Source organism: Vibrio sp. CK2-1 (genome assembly GCF_021726515.1).
Classification (GTDB): Bacteria; Pseudomonadota; Gammaproteobacteria; order Enterobacterales; family Vibrionaceae; genus Vibrio.
This window is the reverse complement of record NZ_JAKKCJ010000003.1, coordinates 478,152-498,949: the sequence shown is the minus strand read 5'-3', so window position 1 is coordinate 498,949 and position 20,798 is coordinate 478,152. Positions and strand designations below refer to the sequence as shown.

General features: G+C 42.1%; 16 protein-coding genes. 8 read left to right on the top strand and 8 right to left on the bottom strand.

Translation table 11 applies throughout. The features are described from left to right. Window positions 1-49: 49 nt before the first annotated feature. Window positions 50-2,452 (bottom strand): phenylalanine--tRNA ligase subunit beta, encoded by a 2,403-nt coding sequence (pheT, locus tag L3V25_RS10880; RefSeq protein WP_237295372.1) that lies wholly within the window; start codon window positions 2,450-2,452, stop codon window positions 50-52. 18 nt (window positions 2,453-2,470) lie between these two features. Continuing rightward, entirely contained in the window at window positions 2,471-3,451 is a 981-nt protein-coding gene (gene pheS / locus L3V25_RS10875; RefSeq protein ID WP_038150220.1) for a phenylalanine--tRNA ligase subunit alpha, read from the bottom strand. 350 nt (window positions 3,452-3,801) lie between these two features. Between pheS and L3V25_RS10870 the strand changes: the two genes are divergently transcribed. Then, window positions 3,802-4,950, top strand: coding sequence for a PQQ-dependent sugar dehydrogenase (locus L3V25_RS10870; RefSeq protein WP_237295371.1), 1,149 nt, complete (start codon window positions 3,802-3,804; stop codon window positions 4,948-4,950). A gap of 81 nt (window positions 4,951-5,031) precedes the next feature. On the opposite strand, the gene L3V25_RS10865 is transcribed toward L3V25_RS10870, so the two are convergent. Together L3V25_RS10865 and L3V25_RS10860 are read right to left on the bottom strand one after the other, a co-directional pair. Next, entirely contained in the window at window positions 5,032-5,571 is a 540-nt protein-coding gene (locus L3V25_RS10865) for an NUDIX hydrolase (RefSeq protein WP_237295370.1), read from the bottom strand. A gap of 32 nt (window positions 5,572-5,603) precedes the next feature. Further along, window positions 5,604-6,335, bottom strand: a complete 732-nt coding sequence (locus L3V25_RS10860; RefSeq protein ID WP_237295369.1) for an SIMPL domain-containing protein — start codon at window positions 6,333-6,335, stop codon at window positions 5,604-5,606. Between the two features lie 165 nt (window positions 6,336-6,500). On the opposite strand from L3V25_RS10860, the gene L3V25_RS10855 reads away from it, so the two are divergent. The 3 genes from L3V25_RS10855 (at window position 6,501) to L3V25_RS10845 (ending at window position 10,217) form a co-directional block, all read left to right on the top strand. Further along, window positions 6,501-7,202 (top strand): tRNA (adenine(22)-N(1))-methyltransferase TrmK, encoded by a 702-nt coding sequence (locus tag L3V25_RS10855; protein WP_237295368.1) that lies wholly within the window; start codon window positions 6,501-6,503, stop codon window positions 7,200-7,202. A 299-nt stretch (window positions 7,203-7,501) separates the two neighbouring features. After that, window positions 7,502-9,190 carry an NAD-dependent malic enzyme gene (locus L3V25_RS10850; protein ID WP_193000351.1) on the top strand — a complete coding sequence of 563 codons (1,689 nt, stop codon included), beginning with the start codon at window positions 7,502-7,504 and terminating at the stop codon, window positions 9,188-9,190. Window positions 9,191-9,452: 262 nt separating this feature from the next. Further along, a complete protein-coding gene (locus L3V25_RS10845; protein ID WP_237295367.1) occupies window positions 9,453-10,217 on the top strand; it encodes an ElyC/SanA/YdcF family protein in 765 nt (254 codons plus the stop codon). On the opposite strand, the gene L3V25_RS10840 is transcribed toward L3V25_RS10845, so the two are convergent. Beyond that, window positions 10,210-11,523, bottom strand: a complete 1,314-nt coding sequence (locus L3V25_RS10840) for a GGDEF domain-containing protein (protein WP_237295366.1) — start codon at window positions 11,521-11,523, stop codon at window positions 10,210-10,212. The two genes, L3V25_RS10845 and L3V25_RS10840, sit on opposite strands and share 8 nt — an antisense overlap. A gap of 283 nt (window positions 11,524-11,806) precedes the next feature. Here L3V25_RS10840 and L3V25_RS10835 point away from each other — a divergent pair, with 283 nt between their 5' ends. Continuing rightward, a complete protein-coding gene (locus L3V25_RS10835; protein ID WP_237295365.1) occupies window positions 11,807-12,643 on the top strand; it encodes a DUF2797 domain-containing protein in 837 nt (278 codons plus the stop codon). 68 nt (window positions 12,644-12,711) lie between these two features. Here L3V25_RS10835 and L3V25_RS10830 read toward each other — a convergent pair whose 3' ends face one another. Then, the gene (locus L3V25_RS10830) at window positions 12,712-13,974 is read right to left on the bottom strand and encodes a cysteine desulfurase-like protein (protein WP_237295364.1); all 1,263 of its coding nucleotides are present in this window, start codon (window positions 13,972-13,974) and stop codon (window positions 12,712-12,714) included. Next, entirely contained in the window at window positions 13,961-14,626 is a 666-nt protein-coding gene (locus L3V25_RS10825) for a 2OG-Fe dioxygenase family protein (RefSeq protein ID WP_237295363.1), read from the bottom strand. The genes L3V25_RS10830 and L3V25_RS10825 overlap by 14 nt, the downstream gene beginning before the upstream one ends. A 295-nt stretch (window positions 14,627-14,921) precedes the next feature. On the opposite strand from L3V25_RS10825, the gene trxB reads away from it, so the two are divergent. The 3 genes from trxB to cydC all read left to right on the top strand — a co-directional run bounded on the left by trxB (window position 14,922) and on the right by cydC (window position 19,625). Continuing rightward, a complete protein-coding gene (trxB, locus tag L3V25_RS10820) occupies window positions 14,922-15,884 on the top strand; it encodes a thioredoxin-disulfide reductase (RefSeq protein ID WP_237295362.1) in 963 nt (320 codons plus the stop codon). A 242-nt stretch (window positions 15,885-16,126) separates the two neighbouring features. Continuing rightward, entirely contained in the window at window positions 16,127-17,911 is a 1,785-nt protein-coding gene (gene cydD, locus L3V25_RS10815) for a cysteine/glutathione ABC transporter permease/ATP-binding protein CydD (protein ID WP_237295361.1), read from the top strand. Beyond that, window positions 17,904-19,625 carry a cysteine/glutathione ABC transporter ATP-binding protein/permease CydC gene (gene cydC, locus L3V25_RS10810; RefSeq protein WP_237295360.1) on the top strand — a complete coding sequence of 574 codons (1,722 nt, stop codon included), beginning with the start codon at window positions 17,904-17,906 and terminating at the stop codon, window positions 19,623-19,625. Before cydD ends, cydC begins: the two co-directional genes overlap by 8 nt. Before the next feature lie 89 nt (window positions 19,626-19,714). On the opposite strand, the gene serC is transcribed toward cydC, so the two are convergent. Next, window positions 19,715-20,797: a 3-phosphoserine/phosphohydroxythreonine transaminase gene (gene serC / locus L3V25_RS10805; protein WP_237295359.1), complete on the bottom strand. Its 1,083-nt coding sequence runs from the start codon at window positions 20,795-20,797 to the stop codon at window positions 19,715-19,717. Window position 20,798 lies beyond the last annotated feature (1 nt).

Here is a 20,798-nt window from a genome sequence, read left to right as displayed (position 1 = left end):
CCTCCTAATATAGAAGAAGCGGACTTCATATACTCAATTGAAAATCACATTAATCGCGTAATGTCGCACCAAATTGCTCAGTCAATGCAGCAACAATCGCATCAACAGAAGCGGCGATATCGGCATCTTCCAAAGTACGCTCAGTTGACTGTAGGCTTAGGGCGATGGCCAGGCTCTTATTACCTTCTTCGACACCTTTACCACGGTACACATCAAACAATTTCGCGCCAGTAAGAAGTTCACCACCGTTAGCAAGACATGCGTTAACAATGTCGCCACTTGCAACGTCTTCTTTCACAACAACCGCGATATCACGACGGTTAGCTGGGAATTTAGACAGACTTACTGCTTCAGGGATCACACGTGAATTAATCGCTGACCATTCAATTTCAAATACGATAGTACGACCATTTAAGCCAAACTTACGCTCAAGTTCTGGGTGAACCGTACCGATCACACCAACTGGTTCGCCATCAACAACAATCGCTGCTGATTGACCTGGGTGTAGCGCAGGATGACTGACTGGCTCAAAGCTGTACGCTATTTCATTTGAAGTCAGCTCAAGAACCGCTTCTAAATCGCCTTTCAGATCAAAGAAATCAACTGTATTGGTTTCAATGTCCCAATGCTCTTCAGAGCGAGTACCAGCAATAACACCTGCTAGCATAGGCTCTTGACGCATGCCGTTTTCAGCAGATTCACAAGGAATAAAACGTAAACCGTATTCGAATAAACGAACACGTGGTTGCTGACGTTTTTGGTTATGAACTACAGTGTTTAATAGACCTTGGATTAAACCAAGACGCATCGCTGACATTTCTACTGAAATTGGGAATGGCAGAATTAACGGCTCAACACCCGGTACGATCAGTTTTTGTTGCTCAGGCTCAACGAAGCTATAAGTAATCGCTTCTTGGAAACCACGGTCAACTAAAAGGTTACGAACACGTTTAAGAAGCAAGTTCGCTTCTTTATGATCGTTCATGCTAAGTGCAGCAACTGGTGCTTGATTTGGAATATTGTCGTAACCGTAGATACGGCCGACTTCTTCAATCAAATCTTGCTCAATTGCGATATCAAAACGCCATGTCGGAGCAATTGCAGTCCAGCCTTCTGCACCGTTTTCAAGAGAAGTCGCTTCAACTGTCATACCTAGACGTTCTAAGATCTCAACCACATCGCTATCGGCAATATGATGACCTAAAAGATTATCTAGCTTAGTGCGACGTAATGCGACTTTGTTTGGCTTAGGTAAATCAGCTTCAGATTCCACCGTTACAACCGGCGCTACTTCACCACCACAGATTTCAACAAGCAATTCAGTTGCACGTTCCATTGCGCTTGCTTGCAGTGCGTAATCCACACCACGCTCAAAACGCATTGAAGAATCGGTATGTAGACCATAGCTACGAGCGCGACCACGGATATGATCTGGTGCGAAGAATGCACACTCAAGTAGTACATCTTTAGTTTCAGCGGTTACGCCAGACTCTTCACCACCGAAGATACCTGCGATAGCCAAAGCTTTATTGTGATCCGCGACGACTAAAGTATCCGCGTTTAATTTCGCTTCAGTACCATCAAGTAGTGTTAGCTTTTCGTCTTGCTCAGCCATACGAACCACGATACCGCCTTCGATCTTAGTAAGATCAAACGCGTGCATTGGTTGACCTTGCTCTAATAGAACGAAGTTAGTGATATCAACCACAGGATCGATAGAACGAATACCACAACGACGCAGTTTTTCTTGCATCCAAAGTGGTGTTTGCGCTTGAGCATTCACATTCTTAACCACACGGCCAAGGTAACGTGGACACGCAGCTGGTGCTTTTACTTCAATTGAAACGGTATCGTCAATCGAAGGAGCAATTGCATTGACTGAAGGCTCAGTGACATCAGCGCGGTTTAATACGCCAACTTCACGAGCCATACCACGAACGCTGAAACAATCTGCGCGGTTTGCGGTTAGATCAACATCGATAGTGACATCATCAAGACCTAGGAATTCACGGAAATCAGTACCGATAACGGCATCATCTGCCAATTCCATAATGCCATCAGATTCTACGTCGATACCGAGTTCAGTAAATGAACACAGCATACCGTGTGATGGTTGACCACGTAGTTTAGCTTTCTTGATTTTGAAATCGCCCGGAAGAACTGCCCCTACGGTTGCCACTGCGACGGTTAAGCCTTCGCGACAGTTTGGTGCACCACAAACGATGTCTAATAATTCTTCTGCGCCAACATCGACTTTAGTGACACGTAGTTTGTCAGCATCTGGGTGTTGACCACATTCCACTACTTTACCGACTTTAACGCCAGTAAAGCTGCCAGCAACTGGAAGTACGTCATCGACTTCTAGGCCAGCCATTGTAATTTGATGTGTTAACTCGTCAGTTGCAACCGCAGGGTTAACCCACTCACGAAGCCATGATTCGTTGAATTTCATTGTGATTAATCCTCTCGGTTACTTGAATTGTTTAAGGAAACGAAGATCGTTTTCAAAGAACGCACGTAAATCATTTACGCCGTAACGCAACATGGTTAAGCGCTCTACGCCCATACCAAATGCGAAACCCGAGTATTTTTCAGGATCAATGCCAACACTGCGAAGTACATTAGGGTGAACCATGCCACAGCCTAGTACTTCTAACCATTTGCCATTTTTACCCATTACATCTACTTCTGCAGAAGGCTCTGTGAATGGGAAATATGAAGGACGGAAACGCACTTGCACTTCTTCTTCAAAGAAATTGCATAAGAAATCGTTCAAGATGCCTTTAAGCTGAGCAAAGTTCACGTTTTCATCTACTAGCATACCTTCCACTTGGTGGAACATTGGCGTATGCGTTTGGTCGTAATCGTTACGATATACACGGCCCGGTGCGATGAAACGGAACGGTGGTTTACCATTTTCCATTGTACGGATCTGAACACCAGAGGTATGAGTACGTAGCATCAGATCTGGATTAAAGAAGAAAGTATCGTGATCAGTACGTGCTGGGTGATCGTCTGCAATATTCAACGCATCAAAGTTATGGAATGCATCTTCAATTTCAGGACCCGCTTCAACGTTAAAGCCTAGCTCGCCAAAGAACTGTTCTATACGCTCAACGGTACGAGTGACTGGGTGTAAACCACCATTTTCAATACGACGACCAGGCAGAGAAACATCAATCGTTTCCGCAGCAAGTTTTGCTTCAAGTTCGGCACGTTGTAGTGCGTCTTTACGAGCGGCAATGGCTTGTTGTACTAAGCCTTTTGCTTTATTGATCTCTTGACCAGCACTACGACGTTCTTCCGGTGGAAGTTTACCTAAGCTTTGTAATTGAAGGGTTAATTCCCCTTTCTTACCTAAGACTTGTACACGCACATCTTCTAGTGTCGCGACAGAGTCAGCCTGCTCTATTGCTGCCGTTGCATTGGCAATGATTTGTTCTAATTGCATCGTTTCCTCACCTACCATTCGGTAGTCCTGTGGATAGTTCAGTTCCTAATTGGCTTAACATCTGCCATTTTGCTCAACATCTTTATCACTAATCATTTTTACAACAATCCGTGCATCAAAAAGTTATGCAAAATGGCAATCTTGCTCATCATGATAAAAAGCCAGTGAAAATAGCCCTATATAGTAATGAATGCAGCCCACAAAGCCAAACTGAAATCCTATTAAATACGGCTTTATTTTTGTTCATAATTTATTTGTCATGTCTATTTACGATTTCACGCTCGATTTTTATCCATTTACTGTCCAGAGTATGAATATTCACCCCATTCAACATCGAGAGAATTATACCAATGCTACCTTTACTGTCTCAGTGCAAACGTTATTCTTCACTACTGCTATTTAGCTCGATTGCCGCTTTATCTTCTGTAGCTAGTGCTCAAGAAGCTCCTAAAAATCAACAAGGTTACACCACCAAAATAGTGGCCGATAAACTAGGCGTTATTTGGGGAATGGATTGGGTAAGTGAAAATCAACTCTTGATGACAGAACGTAGTGGCCATCTTTACCTACTCGATCTCACTACCAAACAAAAATCTGAAATATCTGGTCTACCTGACATCAAAGTTTCTGGTCAAGGCGGTTTGTTAGATGTAGCGCGTTATACCGATTCAAATAAGCAAACTTGGTTTTATTTTACTTACGTAAAACCTCTCCAAGATGGCAACTCTGCAACCACTCTAGCTCGAGCTCAGTTAGATGTTACCAACAAAGCCTTAACCCAATGGCAAGATCTGCTCGTCACTGATTCAGCCGATGACAGCGGTAAACACTTTGGTAGCCGTATTACTTTTGATGAATCAGGGCATGTATTCTTTGGCGTAGGCGATCGCGGCAACCGAGATAATGGCCAAAATATGGATAACCAAGCCGCCGCTATTTTGCGTTTAAACATTGATGGTTCAGTGCCACAAGACAATCCATTTATTAAAACGAAACAAGGTAATGAAGCAATATGGAGCTATGGTCATCGTAATCCACAAGGTTTAGTTTACGATTCAAACCGAAAAATATTATGGGAAGTAGAGCATGGCCCGCGTGGTGGCGATGAAATTAACATTATCAAACCCGGGCTAAATTATGGTTGGGCAAAAACTTCTCACGGCAAGGAATACTGGGGACCACTGGATGTAGGTGAAGCAGAAACTCTACCTGGCATCGAAGCCCCAATCATGGTTTATGTTCCCTCTATCGCACCAAGTTCTGCGGTGATTTATAACGGTAATGCTTTCCCACAATGGCAAGGAAATTTATTGATTGGCGCTCTCGTAAAAACTCACATTAATATGATTTCATTAACGCCTGATAATCAAATAAGAGATGAAATTCGTTTGGTTGAAGATCTGCAAGAAAGAGTTCGAGATATTACTGTCGATGAACAAGGATTGGTTTATTTCTCCACAGATTCAGGGAAGTTGTATCTATTAGCGCCTAAAAAATAACGTTCAAATGTTAAAATCAAAGCCAATAAGTTCCAGTAAATCGCTCTTATTGGCTTTATATTTTTCTAAGTTATTAACTCGCTAAATCAAACCTTTCAACTTAGCTAAACCATAAGCATTAACGGTTGAAGCATCTTTAATCTCTCCCGAAATGATCTTTTGTTCAAATTCAGTTATTGGCATTTTCTTAGTCACTAACCCTTCTTCTTCCGGATCTAGATTACGTTCTGTTTGCGTTAAATCGGTCGCTAAATAGATATGGTAACCTTGATTGGAATATCCATAAGCAAGGTATTGAAAACCAACATAAACCATATTGCCTGCTACTAGGCCGGTTTCTTCTTTTAACTCACCGGCAGCTAAAACGACAGGATCTGCATCTGGATTACTTTCCCATGCACCTTGAGGAAACTCTAATAGACGCTGTTTAACCGCATAGCGATATTGCTCAACAAGGTAAACGTCATCATTTTGAATCGGTAAAATCACCACAAAATTAGGCTTTTCGACCACGCCATAAATACCTTTCGCGCCGCTTGGTCGTTCAATTTGATCTTCGCGAACTGTCATCCATTTGTTTTGGTAAACCACCTCAGAATGCAGGGTTTTTATTTCATTCATTATTATGCCTTTCGTATTTATCCGCAGTTTATTTAATCTGATAGGTAATATTGTACCGTAGAAACCACACGGATCTTTTTGATATAAGGCGTGTTTTTGTCTCTTGGTGAAATGGTAAATTGGCCTTGTGATGCTCGTTTTATTTTACCTAATTGGCTATCAGAATCTTTGGCAAACTTTTCCGCCACTATGCGGGCGTTTTTGGTGGCTTCTTCAATCATGGATGGTTTGATTTCGTTCAGGCCTGTGAAGATATATTCAGGCTGAGATGAATAACTGTCTCCGCTGAACACAATTCCTTGCTTGCCGAGCTCTGACATTTCAGCCATTACATTGCGCACAATATCGATTTTATTTGAGTAAACCGTCACGGTTTGATTAGCGGAATAGCGAAATTCAGCGCGAGAATTATCACCCCACTGTTGAGCCGATTTATCAACAATGGCTGGAGCACTAAAACTGATTGCCTCCGGAGAAACGCCTTTTAGCAAAAGGAAGGCTTTAATTTTTTCGGTGCTTTTATCAACCTCATTATAAAGCGCAGATAAGTCATTATTGGCTAAGGTAAATTGGATCGGCCAAATCACCACATCGGCCTCGACTTCTTTTTCTGCCAATCCTTTCACGTTTACGCTGCGTTCGTATTGTTTATATTCAATAGCCGCCGAGCCTAGTTGGTAGCCCAACAAAGCCAGCCCAATACAAATAAATGCGCCGAGTAACAGTGCTGGAATCGTTTTATTATTAGAGGGTACATTGGTCATATCTATTCCCTTATTTATTAATCAATTAACTAATTGAAATCACGTCTAGAAAGCGGTGCTTACAACAGATATTAGACGAAGTAATAGCCAAATGATATGAACTCACCTACACCTATCCCTAATAACGCAGTACAATGCTGAGCGATTAAATTGACGAGAAGAATCGTGAAGCTAAGTAAACGACTACAACATATTGAATCTATGATTTCAAAGCAGGATTACCAACATATATGGGATTGCTGCTGTGATCACGGATTTCTAGGCGCGGCATTACTACAACGCCAAGCGGCTCCGTTTATTAACTTTGTCGATATCGTTCCCGAGTTAACCTCATTAGTGCAAACACGCTTAGAGCAATTCTTTCACGACTGCCCCTCTCAATGGCAGGTCTACTGTCAAGATGTCAAAACACTCCCGCTAGAAAAGTATTCCGGTAAACAACTGGTCATCATTGCAGGTGTGGGTGGCGATTTAATGATGGAGTTTGTTCAAGCGTTGCAAAAGCAATATTCTCACTTAGAGATCGACTATCTATTGTGTCCGGTTTACCAACAATTTAACCTGCGCCAAACCTTAATCAATTTGAATATGAGCTTAAAGCAAGAAAAGCTCATCGAAGATAACGGTCGATATTATGAGATTCTGCATGTATCTCACGAGGCACCTCAAAGTCCACAAGATAATATTCATCCCGTTGGGGAGCAGATTTGGCACTATTCCAATCAAGAACAAGCTGAATTGAATAAGCGCTATCTACAAAAGACACTCACCCACTACTCACGCATGCAGCAAAGCGATCCTACGCAAGCTCAGCTACCTTTGCAGTGGTACTCTCACATTCGTCAGCAGCTAGACTTTTCAGATTAAAAACAGAAAAACCAACAAAACTGTATACAAAATTTAGTTTTTTTGTACCTAGTGAGTTTCAATTTTAAAAGCTAACAAAAATCACACAATTGATTTAAAAACAAACAATTAAATAACATTCCATCATTTTTACCACCTCTTACTCTAGAAGTTAAAATCAATTTTCTGTGCGCTAAAGCCAAACATTACAGAAAGATTGTTTACAATTACTATGTGCATTTTAATATAGCGCTATACTATCGAATCTATGTTTCTGTTCCGAACCAAGCAAATTTTGCTCGTAGAAAAAGAGTCCGACAATGAATAACGATAAACGTCCCCTATATATTACCTACGCAGGCCCAGTATTAATGGCCACCCCTCTTCTGAATAAAGGTAGTGGTTTTACCTTTGAAGAAAGAAAAGAATTCAACCTTGAAGGGTTACTACCTGAAGCAACAGAAACCATTCAAGAACAAGTAGAGCGTGCCTATCTACAATATCAAGCATTCGAAAGTGATATGGATAAGCACATTTATCTACGTAACATTCAAGATACTAACGAAACACTCTTCTACCGTTTAGTACAGAATCATATCTCTGAAATGATGCCGATTATCTACACGCCAACGGTAGGCGCGGCTTGTGAGAATTTCTCGAATATTTATCGCCGTGGTCGTGGCTTATTTATTTCTTATCCAAACCGTGATCGCATTGACGATTTGGTTAACAACGCCACCAGCCAAAATGTAAAAGTGATCGTGGTAACCGATGGTGAACGTATTTTGGGTCTTGGTGACCAAGGTATCGGCGGCATGGGTATTCCAATCGGTAAGCTTTCTCTTTACACCGCGTGTGGTGGGATCAGTCCGGCTTATACTCTACCTATCGTGCTCGATGTAGGTACCAATAATCCGCAACGTCTTGCCGATCCTATGTACATGGGCTGGCGTCATCCGCGTATTACTGGCGCAGAATATGACAAATTTGTCGATGATTTCATGCAAGCCATCAAACGCCGCTGGCCTGATGCTCTTATTCAGTTTGAAGACTTTGCTCAGAAAAATGCCATGCCATTACTTGAGCGTTATAAAGATAAAGTGTGCTGCTTTAATGATGATATTCAAGGCACAGCAGCGGTCACGGTTGGTTCATTAATCGCGGCTTGTCATGCGGCAGGTAGTAAGCTTTCTGAGCAACGAGTTACCTTTGTAGGTGCAGGTTCTGCCGGTTGTGGTATTGCAGAAGCAATTATTGCGCAAATGGTGTCAGAAGGATTAACCGATGAACAAGCTCGCGCTCAAGTTTACATGGTTGACCGTTGGGGCTTACTACAACAAGGCATGAAAAACCTTCTTGATTTCCAACAGCGACTGGTTCAAAAGAATAAACACCTAGAAAAGTGGCAAGGTGAAGAACAAGGCTACTCTCTACTAGATGTAATGCGTAATGCTAAACCAACGGTATTAATTGGTGTTTCTGGTGTCCCTGGCTTATTCAGCCAAGAAGTCATTGAAACCATGCATGCACATTGTGAGCGCCCTATTATCTTCCCTCTTTCAAACCCGACTAGTCGCGTTGAAGGGACTCCACAAGATATTTTCCAATGGACAAACGGTAAAGCGCTGATCGCAACTGGCAGTCCATTTGCGCCAGTGAAATTTGAAGGCAAAGATTACCCAATCGCCCAATGTAACAATAGCTATATCTTCCCGGGGATTGGTCTAGGGGTACTTGCAGTTTCTGCATCACGCGTTACCGATGAAATGTTGATGGAATCAAGCCGTGCGCTTGCGACCTGTTCACCACTAGCCCTAAAAGGCAAAGGTGCATTACTGCCACCACTAGAAGAAATTCATACGGTGTCGAAAAAGATTGCTTTTGCTGTAGCGAAAAAAGCCATCGAACAAGGTGTCGCACTTTCAATCACAGATGATGCGATTGAAGCGGCAATTGAAAATGGTTTTTGGCAACCAGAATATCGTCGCTATAAACGTACCGCATTCTAATCGGTTCGCTATAACGTTTAAAACTGCAGCTTAGATGCTGATAAATTAAACAATAATGACAAGTGAATGTAAGCCCACTTTAATATTTAAACAAAGTGGGCTTTTTTATTTTTCACCGCCTAATTACGCTGCTATTATCAAACGTCTTAAAATACCCCACATAACAGGTAATATGGTATGGATACTGACATGACAATAAGCCGTGATTTTTTATGTGGGACAAGCGCATTTTTCATCCCCTTAGAGCAAAGTCTATAGCTCTATGTCCATACGCCAAGATCGACTGCAATTAACTCTAAAATGGCTAACCCGAAGCTTAACTGCTCTGGGGATTTTATTTGTGCTCTTTCTCAGTGGAATTGTACTGATTGATCGGTTGATCAGCTGGCAAACTCAAGATTCGATTTATCACGACATTGCAGATGTACCTAAGTTTGATATTGGCCTAGTACTAGGCACCAGCAAGTATATTGGACACACCTTAAACACTTACTATTCGCATCGAATTGAAGCGGCGATTGAACTGCATCGAAGAGGAAAAGTGACAAGTTTCCTACTTAGTGGCGATAACGCACACCGTTCCTATAACGAACCATGGACAATGAAGCGGGATTTGCTTAAAGCGGGGATTAAAGAAGACAATATTCATCTTGATTATGCAGGCTTTAGAACCTTAGATTCTATCGTGCGGGCAAAAGAGATTTTTCTTGCTGATCACTTTTTAATTATTACCCAAGACTTTCATTGTGAGCGAGCGCTCTACATTGCTCAGTATTACCATATTAACGCCCAATGTTTAGCGGTTCCCGGTCCTGTTGAGACCTCTGGTTTATCGATTCGAATTCGTGAAGTGTTTGCTAGAACGAAAGCCTTTTTAGACTTGTATATTCTACACTCACAGCCTAAATTTTTTGGCCCAATAAGTCCGATTAAAGAAGCCAATCCACAAGGCTCACCTACCGATTTATCTCCTGATTTAAAAGCAGAAAATGACAAAGATGAGCCTGTAGAAAATTTGATTAAATAAGCCTTTCTAACACTTCCACACGATTACGACCGTTTCTCTTAGCATGATATAAAGCCTCATCTGCTCTAGCGATCATTTCTGTCACACCTTCACCCGATGCCATTTCAGTGACACCAAAGCTACAAGTTAATACTCCAACTTCAGGCCATTGATAACTTTCAACCATCGTACGAATACGCTCAGCAACCTGTGCAGCCCCCTCTATATCGGCTTTAGGACAAAAAATAACAAACTCTTCACCACCCCAACGAACTAAACGATCACCTTCTCGTAGTTGCCCATAAACTAATTTAGCAAACTCACGAAGCACTTGGTCACCAACATTATGACCAAAGTTATCATTCACGGCTTTAAAGTGGTCTAAATCCACATAAATGACAGATAAACTCTCCGTTCCCCATCGAACTCGGCGTGCGAGACTGTCTAACCACTCACGAATCGCTCGGCGGTTACATGCGCCAGTCAGTTCATCTTTAGTGGCAATCAAAGAAACTTCGGTATATTTGGTCTCTAAGGCTTTATTCAACTTATTCAAATGCTCGGCATAGGCGGCCATTTTTCGAACCCGCTTTCTCGATTGGAATAACTCATAAAACAAGAACGCTAATGCAGCAGAGATCCAGGTAGACAACAGAACCAAAGCAAAAGCTCTTGGGCTTAAGTAGTCACCTTTAAAAATGATTTTATTCACCGTAATAGTATGATCACCGAGTACTGATCCTGAATCCGTCGCGATTTGAATCATCGAAACGTTATCCACTTTCACGCCAGATTCTTCAATTGCGACATTGTAATCAAACAACCACCAAGTCAGGACTTGAAACTTATCATAGCCAATTTCTTTGCCTCCTTGACCAAAACCAGCATGGTACTCAATACCGTTATATTTCAGTGTATTATCATCTTTCGGATCAAAAACCTTAGGCTCATAGTTTCGAATATTCACCCTAACTTTTGCCGTGTTCTCTTGCACCCCTTGATAATCAACATCGAGGTATACACGGTCATAACCCGATAAATCAACACCTTGGGTAACATCGTCCGATAAGGTAATGGTCATTTCACAATAAGGCCATGGATAGTTACTTTTCACTAGCCGACAGGACATGATGGGCGTATCACCATCCATATTTAAACTGACTTCGCTATTACCCCCCACCACACTGTCAGACGCCACTTTATATGGATAATATTTAGGAGACATTTCCAGTGTTTTATCATGGCCGAAAAAGTAGTAACTGATTGATAGAAATACGTTAAGTACAATAATTACAAGTACAACTTTAATGTATAGCTTATTGAGCATTTTCATTCCTTGTAAATCCGTATTCACATGTTAGTTAAAGCCTTGATTCTTTAATTCACAATGAGAGTTTTAGTCATATTGACATCATTATATTATTCATAATTTCTCAATATCCATTATATATTGTGCGGTAAACTTTCAACACATCAGAGTTGTTACAACATAAAGCACCAATAGACATACAATTTTCAGTGATAATTAAATCATTAACTAAGGTGCTATGAGTATAAAGCCACCTAAAATTTAGATAGACTAGACAAAATTAAAAATTATGAGCAAAAATATGTCGCTAAACATCACTGGAACCCTATCGAAACTTAGCTCTCGCTTAAACTCAGAGCAAGCCAATCAGGTTGAATATGCTTTACCGGTTGGTGAAGAAAAAATCGCGCTCAACCCTTATATTGGTAAAACTATTACCCTCACCCACACTGGCAATATTTTCTGCTCATCATGTGGTAAAAAAACCAAGAAAAGCTATTCACAAGGCCATTGTTTTGTATGTATGAAAAAGCTAGCAAGCTGCGACATGTGCATTATGAAACCAGAGACCTGCCATTACGATCAAGGCACTTGCCGTGAGCCGCAATGGGGCGAAGAAAATTGCATGGTCGATCACTACGTCTACCTTTCAAACACCTCAAGCATAAAAGTGGGCATTACTCGTCACACTCAAATTCCAACGCGCTGGATTGATCAAGGTGCGACTCAAGGCCTACCAATTTTCAAAGTCAAAACGCGTCATATTTCAGGTTTAATCGAAGTTGAACTCACTAAGCATATTGCCGATAAAACTAACTGGCGCACGCTACTAAAAGAAAATGGTGAAGATCTCGCGTTAGAAGAAAAGTTCGCCCAGCTATTGCCTTTGATCCAGCCGACGATTGATGAAGTGAAAAAACAATTTGGCGATGATGCCGTCGAAGTTTTATCTTCCGAGATCACCCCAATTGACTACCCGGTAGAACAGCATCCAGTTAAAATTGTCTCGCATAACTTTGACAAGAACCCTGTTGTAACGGGCCTATTACAAGGTATCAAAGGACAATATTTAATTTTAGATACTGGAGTGATTAACATCCGAAAATTCACCTCGTATGAAGTGACGTTTAGCGATTAAGCCATAAAACGCTTGAATCAACTATCAGCCACTGACCACCAACAATCAGTGGCTGATGATTTTAATACTCATTGAGACTTTAGATCTCTAATTCCTTTTTTAAGCTCATCAAAAAACACCGCTATCTCCTCTTCGGTGTTGTAATGCATCAAGCCGACCCGCAATAGTCCTCCACTATCCGAACAATTTAGCTGCTCTAGTAAACCAATCGCATAAAAATGTCCGCTCCAAACACAAATATTCTTTTTCGCTAAAAACTTTGCCATTTCGCCAGAATCTACCCCTTTGATTTTTAATGCAAAGGTAGGTGTTCGTTGTGAAATACTTTCTAGGTTGGTATGTCCATAACATGTCACTTCAGGCATTTTGTTTAAATGTTGTAGAAATACTTCCGATAAGTGTTGTTCATGGGCGCTATAGGCACTAAAGCTCTGCTCTAATTTCTCTCTTAATGAGAGCTCTGCATCCCCCAAGGCAGCTAAGTGTTCAATACACGCGACCATGCCAGATAAGGCTTCAAAGCTTTGAGTTCCCGTTTCATATCGCCCCGGGCCAATATTGGTGGCAGGTTCAACTTTGTATGGCTCTAATCTATGTAACCACTCAGGATGAATGTACATCATGCCAATATGGGGTCCGAAAAATTTATAAGCGGAACACACCAAAAAGTCACAGCGTAACTCTTGCACGTCGATTAAATGATGAGGAGCATAATGAACCGCATCGACAAACACCTTAGCGCCAACTTTATGGGCGAGTTCGGTTACGCGTTTAACATCAACAATAGTGCCTGTGGTGTTCGATGCATAAGTAACCGCGACCAACTTGGTTTTCTCATTGATTGCCGATGCAAGTTGCTGATAGTTAAGATCACAAGTTTCAGGATCGACATCTATTTGATGAACAATGCAGCCTTTATCTTGCGCCGCCTGTTGCCAAGAAGATACATTGGCATAGTGATCGAGCCGCGTAACCACAACCTCATCACCCACCTTCCATTCTCTGGCAATGGATCTGCTTAATGAGAAGGTTAAGCTCGTCATATTAGCGCCAAATACCATGTTTTCTGGATGTTCTGCATTCACCAGTGTCGCTGCATAATAACGAGCTTTACTGATTAAGTCGGTGGTAATCTGACTAGAAAAAAAAGCCCCACCAAGGTTGGAGTTGTATCGGCCGAGGTAGTCTTGCATGGCTTGTAATGTGACATTAGCAACTTGCGCGCCGCCGGGACCATCCATAAATATTACGGGGTTACCTTGGTGCTGCTGTTGCAAGGCCGGAAAATCTTTACGTAATGCTTCGATATCTAAAGGTTTAATTTGCGGCATTACGTCCCTCCTTGGCAGTTAGCACCATCACATCCATATAACCATCTTGTTGTGGTTCGATTGCTCGAATGGGTTGAGCGTTATGCCAAAGTCGATGATCATCTAGCATTGCCATCTCGCCATCATCTAACACTTTTCTGAAAAATGGCGCTTCATGGTCGTGGTTATACAGCATGATTTCCCCTCCAACCACGTTGTGCCTTGCTATGCCAATAATGGCGATATGATCAAAACCATCTTGATGCACACCTTCTGGCGCAACTGGGGTTTCATCCATAAGCGCCGCCACTCTCATTTGATGAATTTCAATCTCTTGTCCATTCGGTAAGTGGTTCGCTTGCATGAAATGAGAACACATTAACTTTAATGACGAACTCGCTAACACATCAGCTTCAATTGGTTCGAAACGTCGGACGACATCACCTTGGAAATGGTTGATATCACTAGTCTGAACAAAATCATGCTTGTCGCTCGGCTTTACTGCATCATCCAGAAAATAGATAACGGAATAACGGCGTAAACGGTATTGCCCATCGGCATGATTCGTATGCGGAAGCGCTGAAAAGCTTTCTAGGATAGGCGCTAAGGCCTCACGACCAAGTTGAACGAGTTGCAGTTCATTCTTTGGTCGACTCACTGTTGCATCACTCATACCAACCTCTCAATATAACTATGTTTTATCAGTTATAAGTCTTAGTCATTAATCTAGCCAAATCAAATTAAGCAGTGAAATATAAAACTTAATTCTAACTTCTTAGCCAGTAACAAACACTTAAGTACAACTTGCCAGAATATAATGCTAATTACGCGCATGAATTTAGCGGTGCTATGTCAGTTCACTCCATTTCCTTTGCAGAATGTAAATCTATTACTTTCTTTAATGCGACATTTTCCATACAATCCAGACACAATATATTGACCTTTATCGCATTCAAATTGGAGTCTTCATGAGCAACGTTAAGCATTGTAATTTACTCATCCTTGGTTCAGGTCCTGCAGGTTATACTGCGGCGGTTTATGCTGCGCGCGCCAATTTGAAGCCGGTGTTAGTGACAGGCATGCAGCAAGGTGGCCAATTAACCACCACAACTGAAGTTGAAAACTGGCCGGGTGATCCAGAAGGACTAACAGGCCCAGGCTTAATGGATCGCATGAAAGAGCATGCAGAACGTTTTGAAACTGAGATTGTGTTTGACCACGTTAATGAAGTTGATTTCAGCCAGCGCCCTTTCCGCCTAAAAGGTGATTCAAGCGAATATACTTGCGATGCGTTAATTATCTCAACGGGCGCGTCTGCCAAATACTTAGGTTTAGAATCTGAGGAAGCCTTCAAAGGTCGCGGCGTTTCTGCTTGTGCCACTTGTGATGGTTTCTTCTATCGCAACCAAAAAGTCGCGGTAGTCGGTGGTGGTAATACCGCCGTAGAAGAAGCGCTTTACTTGTCAAACATTGCTTCTGAAGTTCACTTAATTCACCGTCGCGACAGCTTCCGCGCAGAAAAAATTCTGATTAACCGCTTAATGGATAAAGTCGAGAACGGCAATATCATTCTTCATACTGACCGCACACTTGAAGAAGTCGTGGGTGATGAAATGGGCGTAACTGGCGTTAAAATTAAGGATACTCAATCTGATAACGTTGAAACCATTGATGTGATGGGTGCTTTCATAGCGATTGGTCATCAGCCGAACACCGACATTTTCCAAGGCCAACTTGAAATGAAAGATGGTTACATCATCGTAAAATCGGGCCTAGACGGTAACGCGACTCAAACTAGCATTGAAGGCATTTATGCCGCGGGTGATGTTATGGATCATAACTACCGCCAAGCGATCACATCCGCAGGTACTGGTTGTATGGCTGCACTCGATGCAGAACGCTACCTAGATGCACTGAACAGCGTAAAATAGCAATATATAAAAGAGGGTTTTTCGCCCTCTTTTCTTTTATAAATAAGCACCTTATTAAGTACAAGCGAATCAATCGCTGATAGAATATGCCTGCCTAATTATTAAGGCGAAAGTAACACAAGCCAATTTGTTATATCACTGCAGTGCCGACGCGGCATCACTCTCGAATTTCAGTGTTTATGACAATGGCCTTTTTTAGATGCAATCCTGCCCCTTTCACCCCTGATGGGAATGAGTCTTACATGGATAAACAACAAAGACGTCATTTAACTAAATGGCTAAAACAGCAAGGTAAACTTGCGAAAAAATGGTTACTGATAACAATAGGATTAGGTGTTCTTTCTACCTTATTTCTACTCGGTCAAGCCGCATTATTAGCCTCTATTCTGCATAACATCATCATAGAGAATGTCGATAAACATCAACTCGTCAGTTCCTTCATCGGTTTAGCGGTGATGATCGCAGGCCGTGCATTATGTACTTGGGGGCGTGAAATTGCCGGCTATCGCTGTGGTGAAGCGGTACGTCTTTATATCCGTCAACAAATTTTAGATAAACTCCGCGACCTAGGCCCTGCCTATATTAAAGGCAAACCAGCCGGTACTTGGGCAGCGTTATTACTAGAACAAGTTGAAGAGATGCAAGACTTCTTCTCTCGTTACCTACCGCAAATGTCACTCGCGGTCTTCATTCCGTTTTTGATCTTAGTGGTCGTATTCCCAACCAACTGGGCAGCAGGTTTGATTTTCCTTATCACTGCTCCACTCGTCCCACTGTTCATGGCATTAGTTGGCATGAAAGCGGCTGATGCGAATAAGAAGAACTTCAAAGCATTGCAACGTTTATCTGGTCATTTTTATGATCGTTTGCAATCTATGACCACGATTCGTCTGTTCCACCGCGCAGAAGCTGAAACTGAATTACTACGCGGCGCTTCAGAGGTTTTACGTAAAAGCACGATGGATGTGTTACGTATTGCCTTCTTATCTTCGGCAGTACTTGAATTCTTCACTTCTATTTCCATTGCGATTACTGCGGTGTATTTCGGGTTTAGCTACATTGGCGAACTTAACTTTGGTTACTACGGCGCAGGCATCACCTTATTTACCGGTTTGTTTGTTCTTGTATTAGCGCCTGAGTTTTACCAACCATTACGTGACTTAGGCACCTTCTACCATGCTAAAGCTCAAGCATTAGGTGCAGCGGAAAGTATTGTTGAGTTTTTAGATGCTGATGTTGAAGCGGCTAAATCTGGCACGACACCTTTAGCTACCCCAGATAAAATCGTAATTACCGCCCATGATTTGGAAGTATTTAGCCCGGAGAAAACTAAGCTAGTTGGCCCTATCTCTTTCACTTTAGATGCTAATCAAACCACAGCGTTAGTTGGCCCAAGCGGCGCAGGTAAAACCAGTTTAATCAATGCGATTCTAGGTTTTCTACCCTATTCTGGCTCTTTGCAAATCAATGGCATTGAAGTCAAAGAACTCGATTTAAAACAATGGCGCAGTAATATAAGTTGGGTGGGCCAAAACCCACTGCTGGTTAACGGCAGCATTTACGACAACGTGGTTCTTGGACAACAACACATTTCTCAACAAGAAGTCACCAAAGCATTACAAGATGCCTTTGCGGCTGAGTTTGTCGAAAGTCATGGTTTGGATTATCACATTAGCGATCGTTCAGGTGGCCTATCGGTTGGGCAAGCACAGCGTTTAGCACTTGCACGCGCCATGCTGCAAAATGGTCAATTCTGGCTATTAGATGAACCAACCGCCAGCTTGGATGCACATAGTGAAAAATTAGTGGCTAAGGCATTAGCGGATAATACCGTTGGCAAAACCACATTAATGGTGACTCACCAATTAGATCACTTAAAACAAGTTGAGAATATCTTGGTGATGAATGCCGGTCAGATTGTTCAATCTGGCCAATATGATGCGATTAAAGATTCAGGTTTATTTGCTCAAATGTTGTCTTCAAAAGTTGAAATCGACAACGAGAATAAGGGGAATTTAGATGCGTGAGTTAGCACCTTATCTCAAACTCTACAAAAAACATTGGTTTAGCCTATCACTGGGTATGTTTTTAGCCTTTGTGACTTTAGTTACCTCAATTGGTCTTCTTACCCTTTCAGGTTGGTTCTTATCCGCTGCAGCGGTTGCTGGGCTTACTATTGCAAGAGAAACCTTCAACTACATGCTACCTGGTGGCGGTGTTCGAGGTTTTGCAATGGCGAGAACTGCTGGCCGTTGGGGTGAGCGAGTTGTCAGCCACGATGCAACGTTCAAATTATTGGCCGATCTACGTATTTTCTTCTTTAAGAAATTAACACCGCTGATTCCGGGTCGCTTATCAAAACTGCGAGATGCGGATCTACTCAACCGTCTTGTGGCGGATGTCGATGCTATGGATCACGTGTATTTACGCTTAGTGAGTCCAATTATTGTCGGCATTTTTGGTATCGCATCATTAACTGTGTTCATTGCTTGGTTTGATTTAACCATAGGCTTAACACTTGGAGCGATTCTACTCACCTTGTTATTGCTGTGGCCTATTATTTTCTACAAATTAGGCAAGCACAATGGTGAAACACTAACTCAAAATAAAGCTAAATTACGTATTGCTACCCTAGACTGGGTACAAGGCCATAGTGAATTAGTGCTATTTGGCGCTGAACCTAAATACCGTGAAGCCATAAGCACGCACCAAAACTCACTGATTCAAAACCAATTTAAGAATGCTCACTACACCGGTCTTGCAAGCGCCCTACTGTTACTTGCAAATGGTTGGAGCCTAGTGCTGATCATTTGGATGGCAGCTGATGGTATTAATGGTCAGCCTCCGGGCCCAATGGTCGCGATGATGGCCTTTGCAACCATGGCCAGTTTTGAACTGTTAATGCCAATTGCTGGCGCCTTCCAATACCTAGGACAAACCTTAGAATCAGCGCGCCGATTAAACGAAGTGCTTTCAGCAACGCCAGATGTCGTATTTACTGAATCAGGTACAGAAACCAGCCAAAATTATGATATTCAACTGAACAAGGTGAATTATCGTTACCATGGTAGTGATAACGATGCGCTTAAATCTGTATCGCTGAATTTAAATGCTGGTCAGAAACTGGCGATTGTCGGCCAAACCGGTTCAGGGAAATCTACCCTACTGCAATTGTTAACTCGCCAGTTTGATGTTACTTCAGGTGAATTACTTCTTGGCGGCAGCGCTATTGAACAATGGACAGAGAAAGGTTTACGCCAAAGTATTTCAGTGGTTAGTCAACGTGTTGATATTCTGAATGGCACATTAAAAGACAACCTACAACTGGCTAAGCCTGATGCTTCTGATGAAGAAATGAAGCAGATTTTGCAAGAAGTTGGTCTTTCTCACCTGAATGAAAACCTCGGTTTAGATACTTGGTTAGGTGATGGTGGTCGTCAACTCTCTGGCGGTGAAAAACGTCGTATTGGTATTGCCCGCGCGGTATTACACAACGCTCCAATTATGCTGTTAGATGAACCAACAGAAGGCTTAGACAAACAAACTGAAAGCCAAATCATGCAGTTATTAAGTAAACATGCTATTGATAAAACAGTGGTATTCGTAACTCACCGCTTAGTTGGCTTAGAAAAAATGGATATGATTTGTCTGATGGATCAAGGTGAGATCGTAGAACAAGGTAACCATAGCGAATTACTGGCCAAAAATGGCTTGTATCACCGCTTACATCAACGTTTATAAAGAACCTCGCTTAAAAAAGATAATCCAAACAAAAACCGCCAAGTTGAAAAATCAACTTGGCGGTTTTTTATCTATTCATAAATTTGAAGTTATTTATTCGCGGCTTCAAACTCTTTCATAAAATCAACTAAGGCTTGTACGCCCTCTAATGGAATTGCATTGTAGATAGACGCTCGCATGCCACCTACCGCTCTATGCCCTTTCAAGGCTTGCAAACCACGCGCTTCAGCTTGCTCAAGGAACAATCCATCAAGCTCAGGTTTGGCGAGTTGGAATGGCACATTCATCAATGAACGGTTATTCGCATGGACGTTATTACGATAAAAATCTGACTCATCAATACATTGGTAAAGTAACGCCGCTTTGGCACGATTCACTTTTTCCATCGCTGCAACACCACCATTGGCTTTCAGCCATTTAAAGACTAAGCCCGATAAGTACCAAGCATAAGTTGGAGGCGTGTTAAACATCGACTCTTTTTCAAACAAAACTTTATAATTTAAAATGCTTGGCAATGCTGAATGAGCGAATTCAAGCAAATCATCACGAACGATCACAATACATAAACCGGCTGGGCCAATGTTTTTCTGAGCGCCAGCGTAAATCACGCCATATTTAGAAACATTAATTTCACGAGATAGAATTGTTGAAGACATATCTGCGACAATGGGTTTATCTGTCTGTGGTAAATCATTAATTTCAATGCCATCAATGGTCTCATTCGGACAAAAATGCACATAAGCTGCATCATCCGATAAAATCCACTCAGAAGCCGGCAGTACTGCGGTTTTTCCATCAATTTCGGTAGACGCTTTAAATACATTCGGTCGGCAATATTTTTGCGCTTCATCAACCGCGCTGGCTGCCCAGTATCCGCCATCAATATAATCAGCGGTTTTAGCATCGCCCAGTAAGTTCATCGGAATAGCCGCAAACTGAGCACGTGCGCCACCTTGGCAGAAAAGCACTTTGTAATTATCAGGGATAGAAAGTAGATCACGTAGATCTTGCTCTGCATCCGCCGCAACTTTCAAGAAAGGCTTACTGCGGTGACTGATTTCCATAACGGATGTGCCTAGGCCATTCCAATCTAAAAACTCTTTTTGAGCTTGTTGCATAACCGCTTTAGGAAGACTTGCTGGGCCAGCACTGAAGTTATAGATAGGTTCCATG

Bases quoted from the DNA above. Each gene is read 5' to 3' on its own strand.
- L3V25_RS10840 (WP_237295366.1), bottom strand. From the start codon at position 11,523: ATGCTCAATAAGCTATACATTAAAGTTGTACTTGTAATTATTGTACTT.
- cydC (WP_237295360.1), top strand. From the start codon at position 17,904: ATGCGTGAGTTAGCACCTTATCTCAAACTCTACAAAAAACATTGGTTT.
- L3V25_RS10845 (WP_237295367.1), top strand. From the start codon at position 9,453: ATGTCCATACGCCAAGATCGACTGCAATTAACTCTAAAATGGCTAACC.
- L3V25_RS10870 (WP_237295371.1), top strand. From the start codon at position 3,802: ATGCTACCTTTACTGTCTCAGTGCAAACGTTATTCTTCACTACTGCTA.
- trxB (WP_237295362.1), top strand. From the start codon at position 14,922: ATGAGCAACGTTAAGCATTGTAATTTACTCATCCTTGGTTCAGGTCCT.
- pheS (WP_038150220.1), bottom strand. From the start codon at position 3,451: ATGCAATTAGAACAAATCATTGCCAATGCAACGGCAGCAATAGAGCAG.
- L3V25_RS10860 (WP_237295369.1), bottom strand. From the start codon at position 6,335: ATGACCAATGTACCCTCTAATAATAAAACGATTCCAGCACTGTTACTC.
- L3V25_RS10830 (WP_237295364.1), bottom strand. From the start codon at position 13,974: ATGCCGCAAATTAAACCTTTAGATATCGAAGCATTACGTAAAGATTTT.
- L3V25_RS10865 (WP_237295370.1), bottom strand. From the start codon at position 5,571: ATGAATGAAATAAAAACCCTGCATTCTGAGGTGGTTTACCAAAACAAA.
- L3V25_RS10835 (WP_237295365.1), top strand. From the start codon at position 11,807: ATGTCGCTAAACATCACTGGAACCCTATCGAAACTTAGCTCTCGCTTA.
- cydD (WP_237295361.1), top strand. From the start codon at position 16,127: ATGGATAAACAACAAAGACGTCATTTAACTAAATGGCTAAAACAGCAA.
- L3V25_RS10850 (WP_193000351.1), top strand. From the start codon at position 7,502: ATGAATAACGATAAACGTCCCCTATATATTACCTACGCAGGCCCAGTA.
- pheT (WP_237295372.1), bottom strand. From the start codon at position 2,452: ATGAAATTCAACGAATCATGGCTTCGTGAGTGGGTTAACCCTGCGGTT.
- L3V25_RS10825 (WP_237295363.1), bottom strand. From the start codon at position 14,626: ATGAGTGATGCAACAGTGAGTCGACCAAAGAATGAACTGCAACTCGTT.
- serC (WP_237295359.1), bottom strand. From the start codon at position 20,797: ATGGAACCTATCTATAACTTCAGTGCTGGCCCAGCAAGTCTTCCTAAA.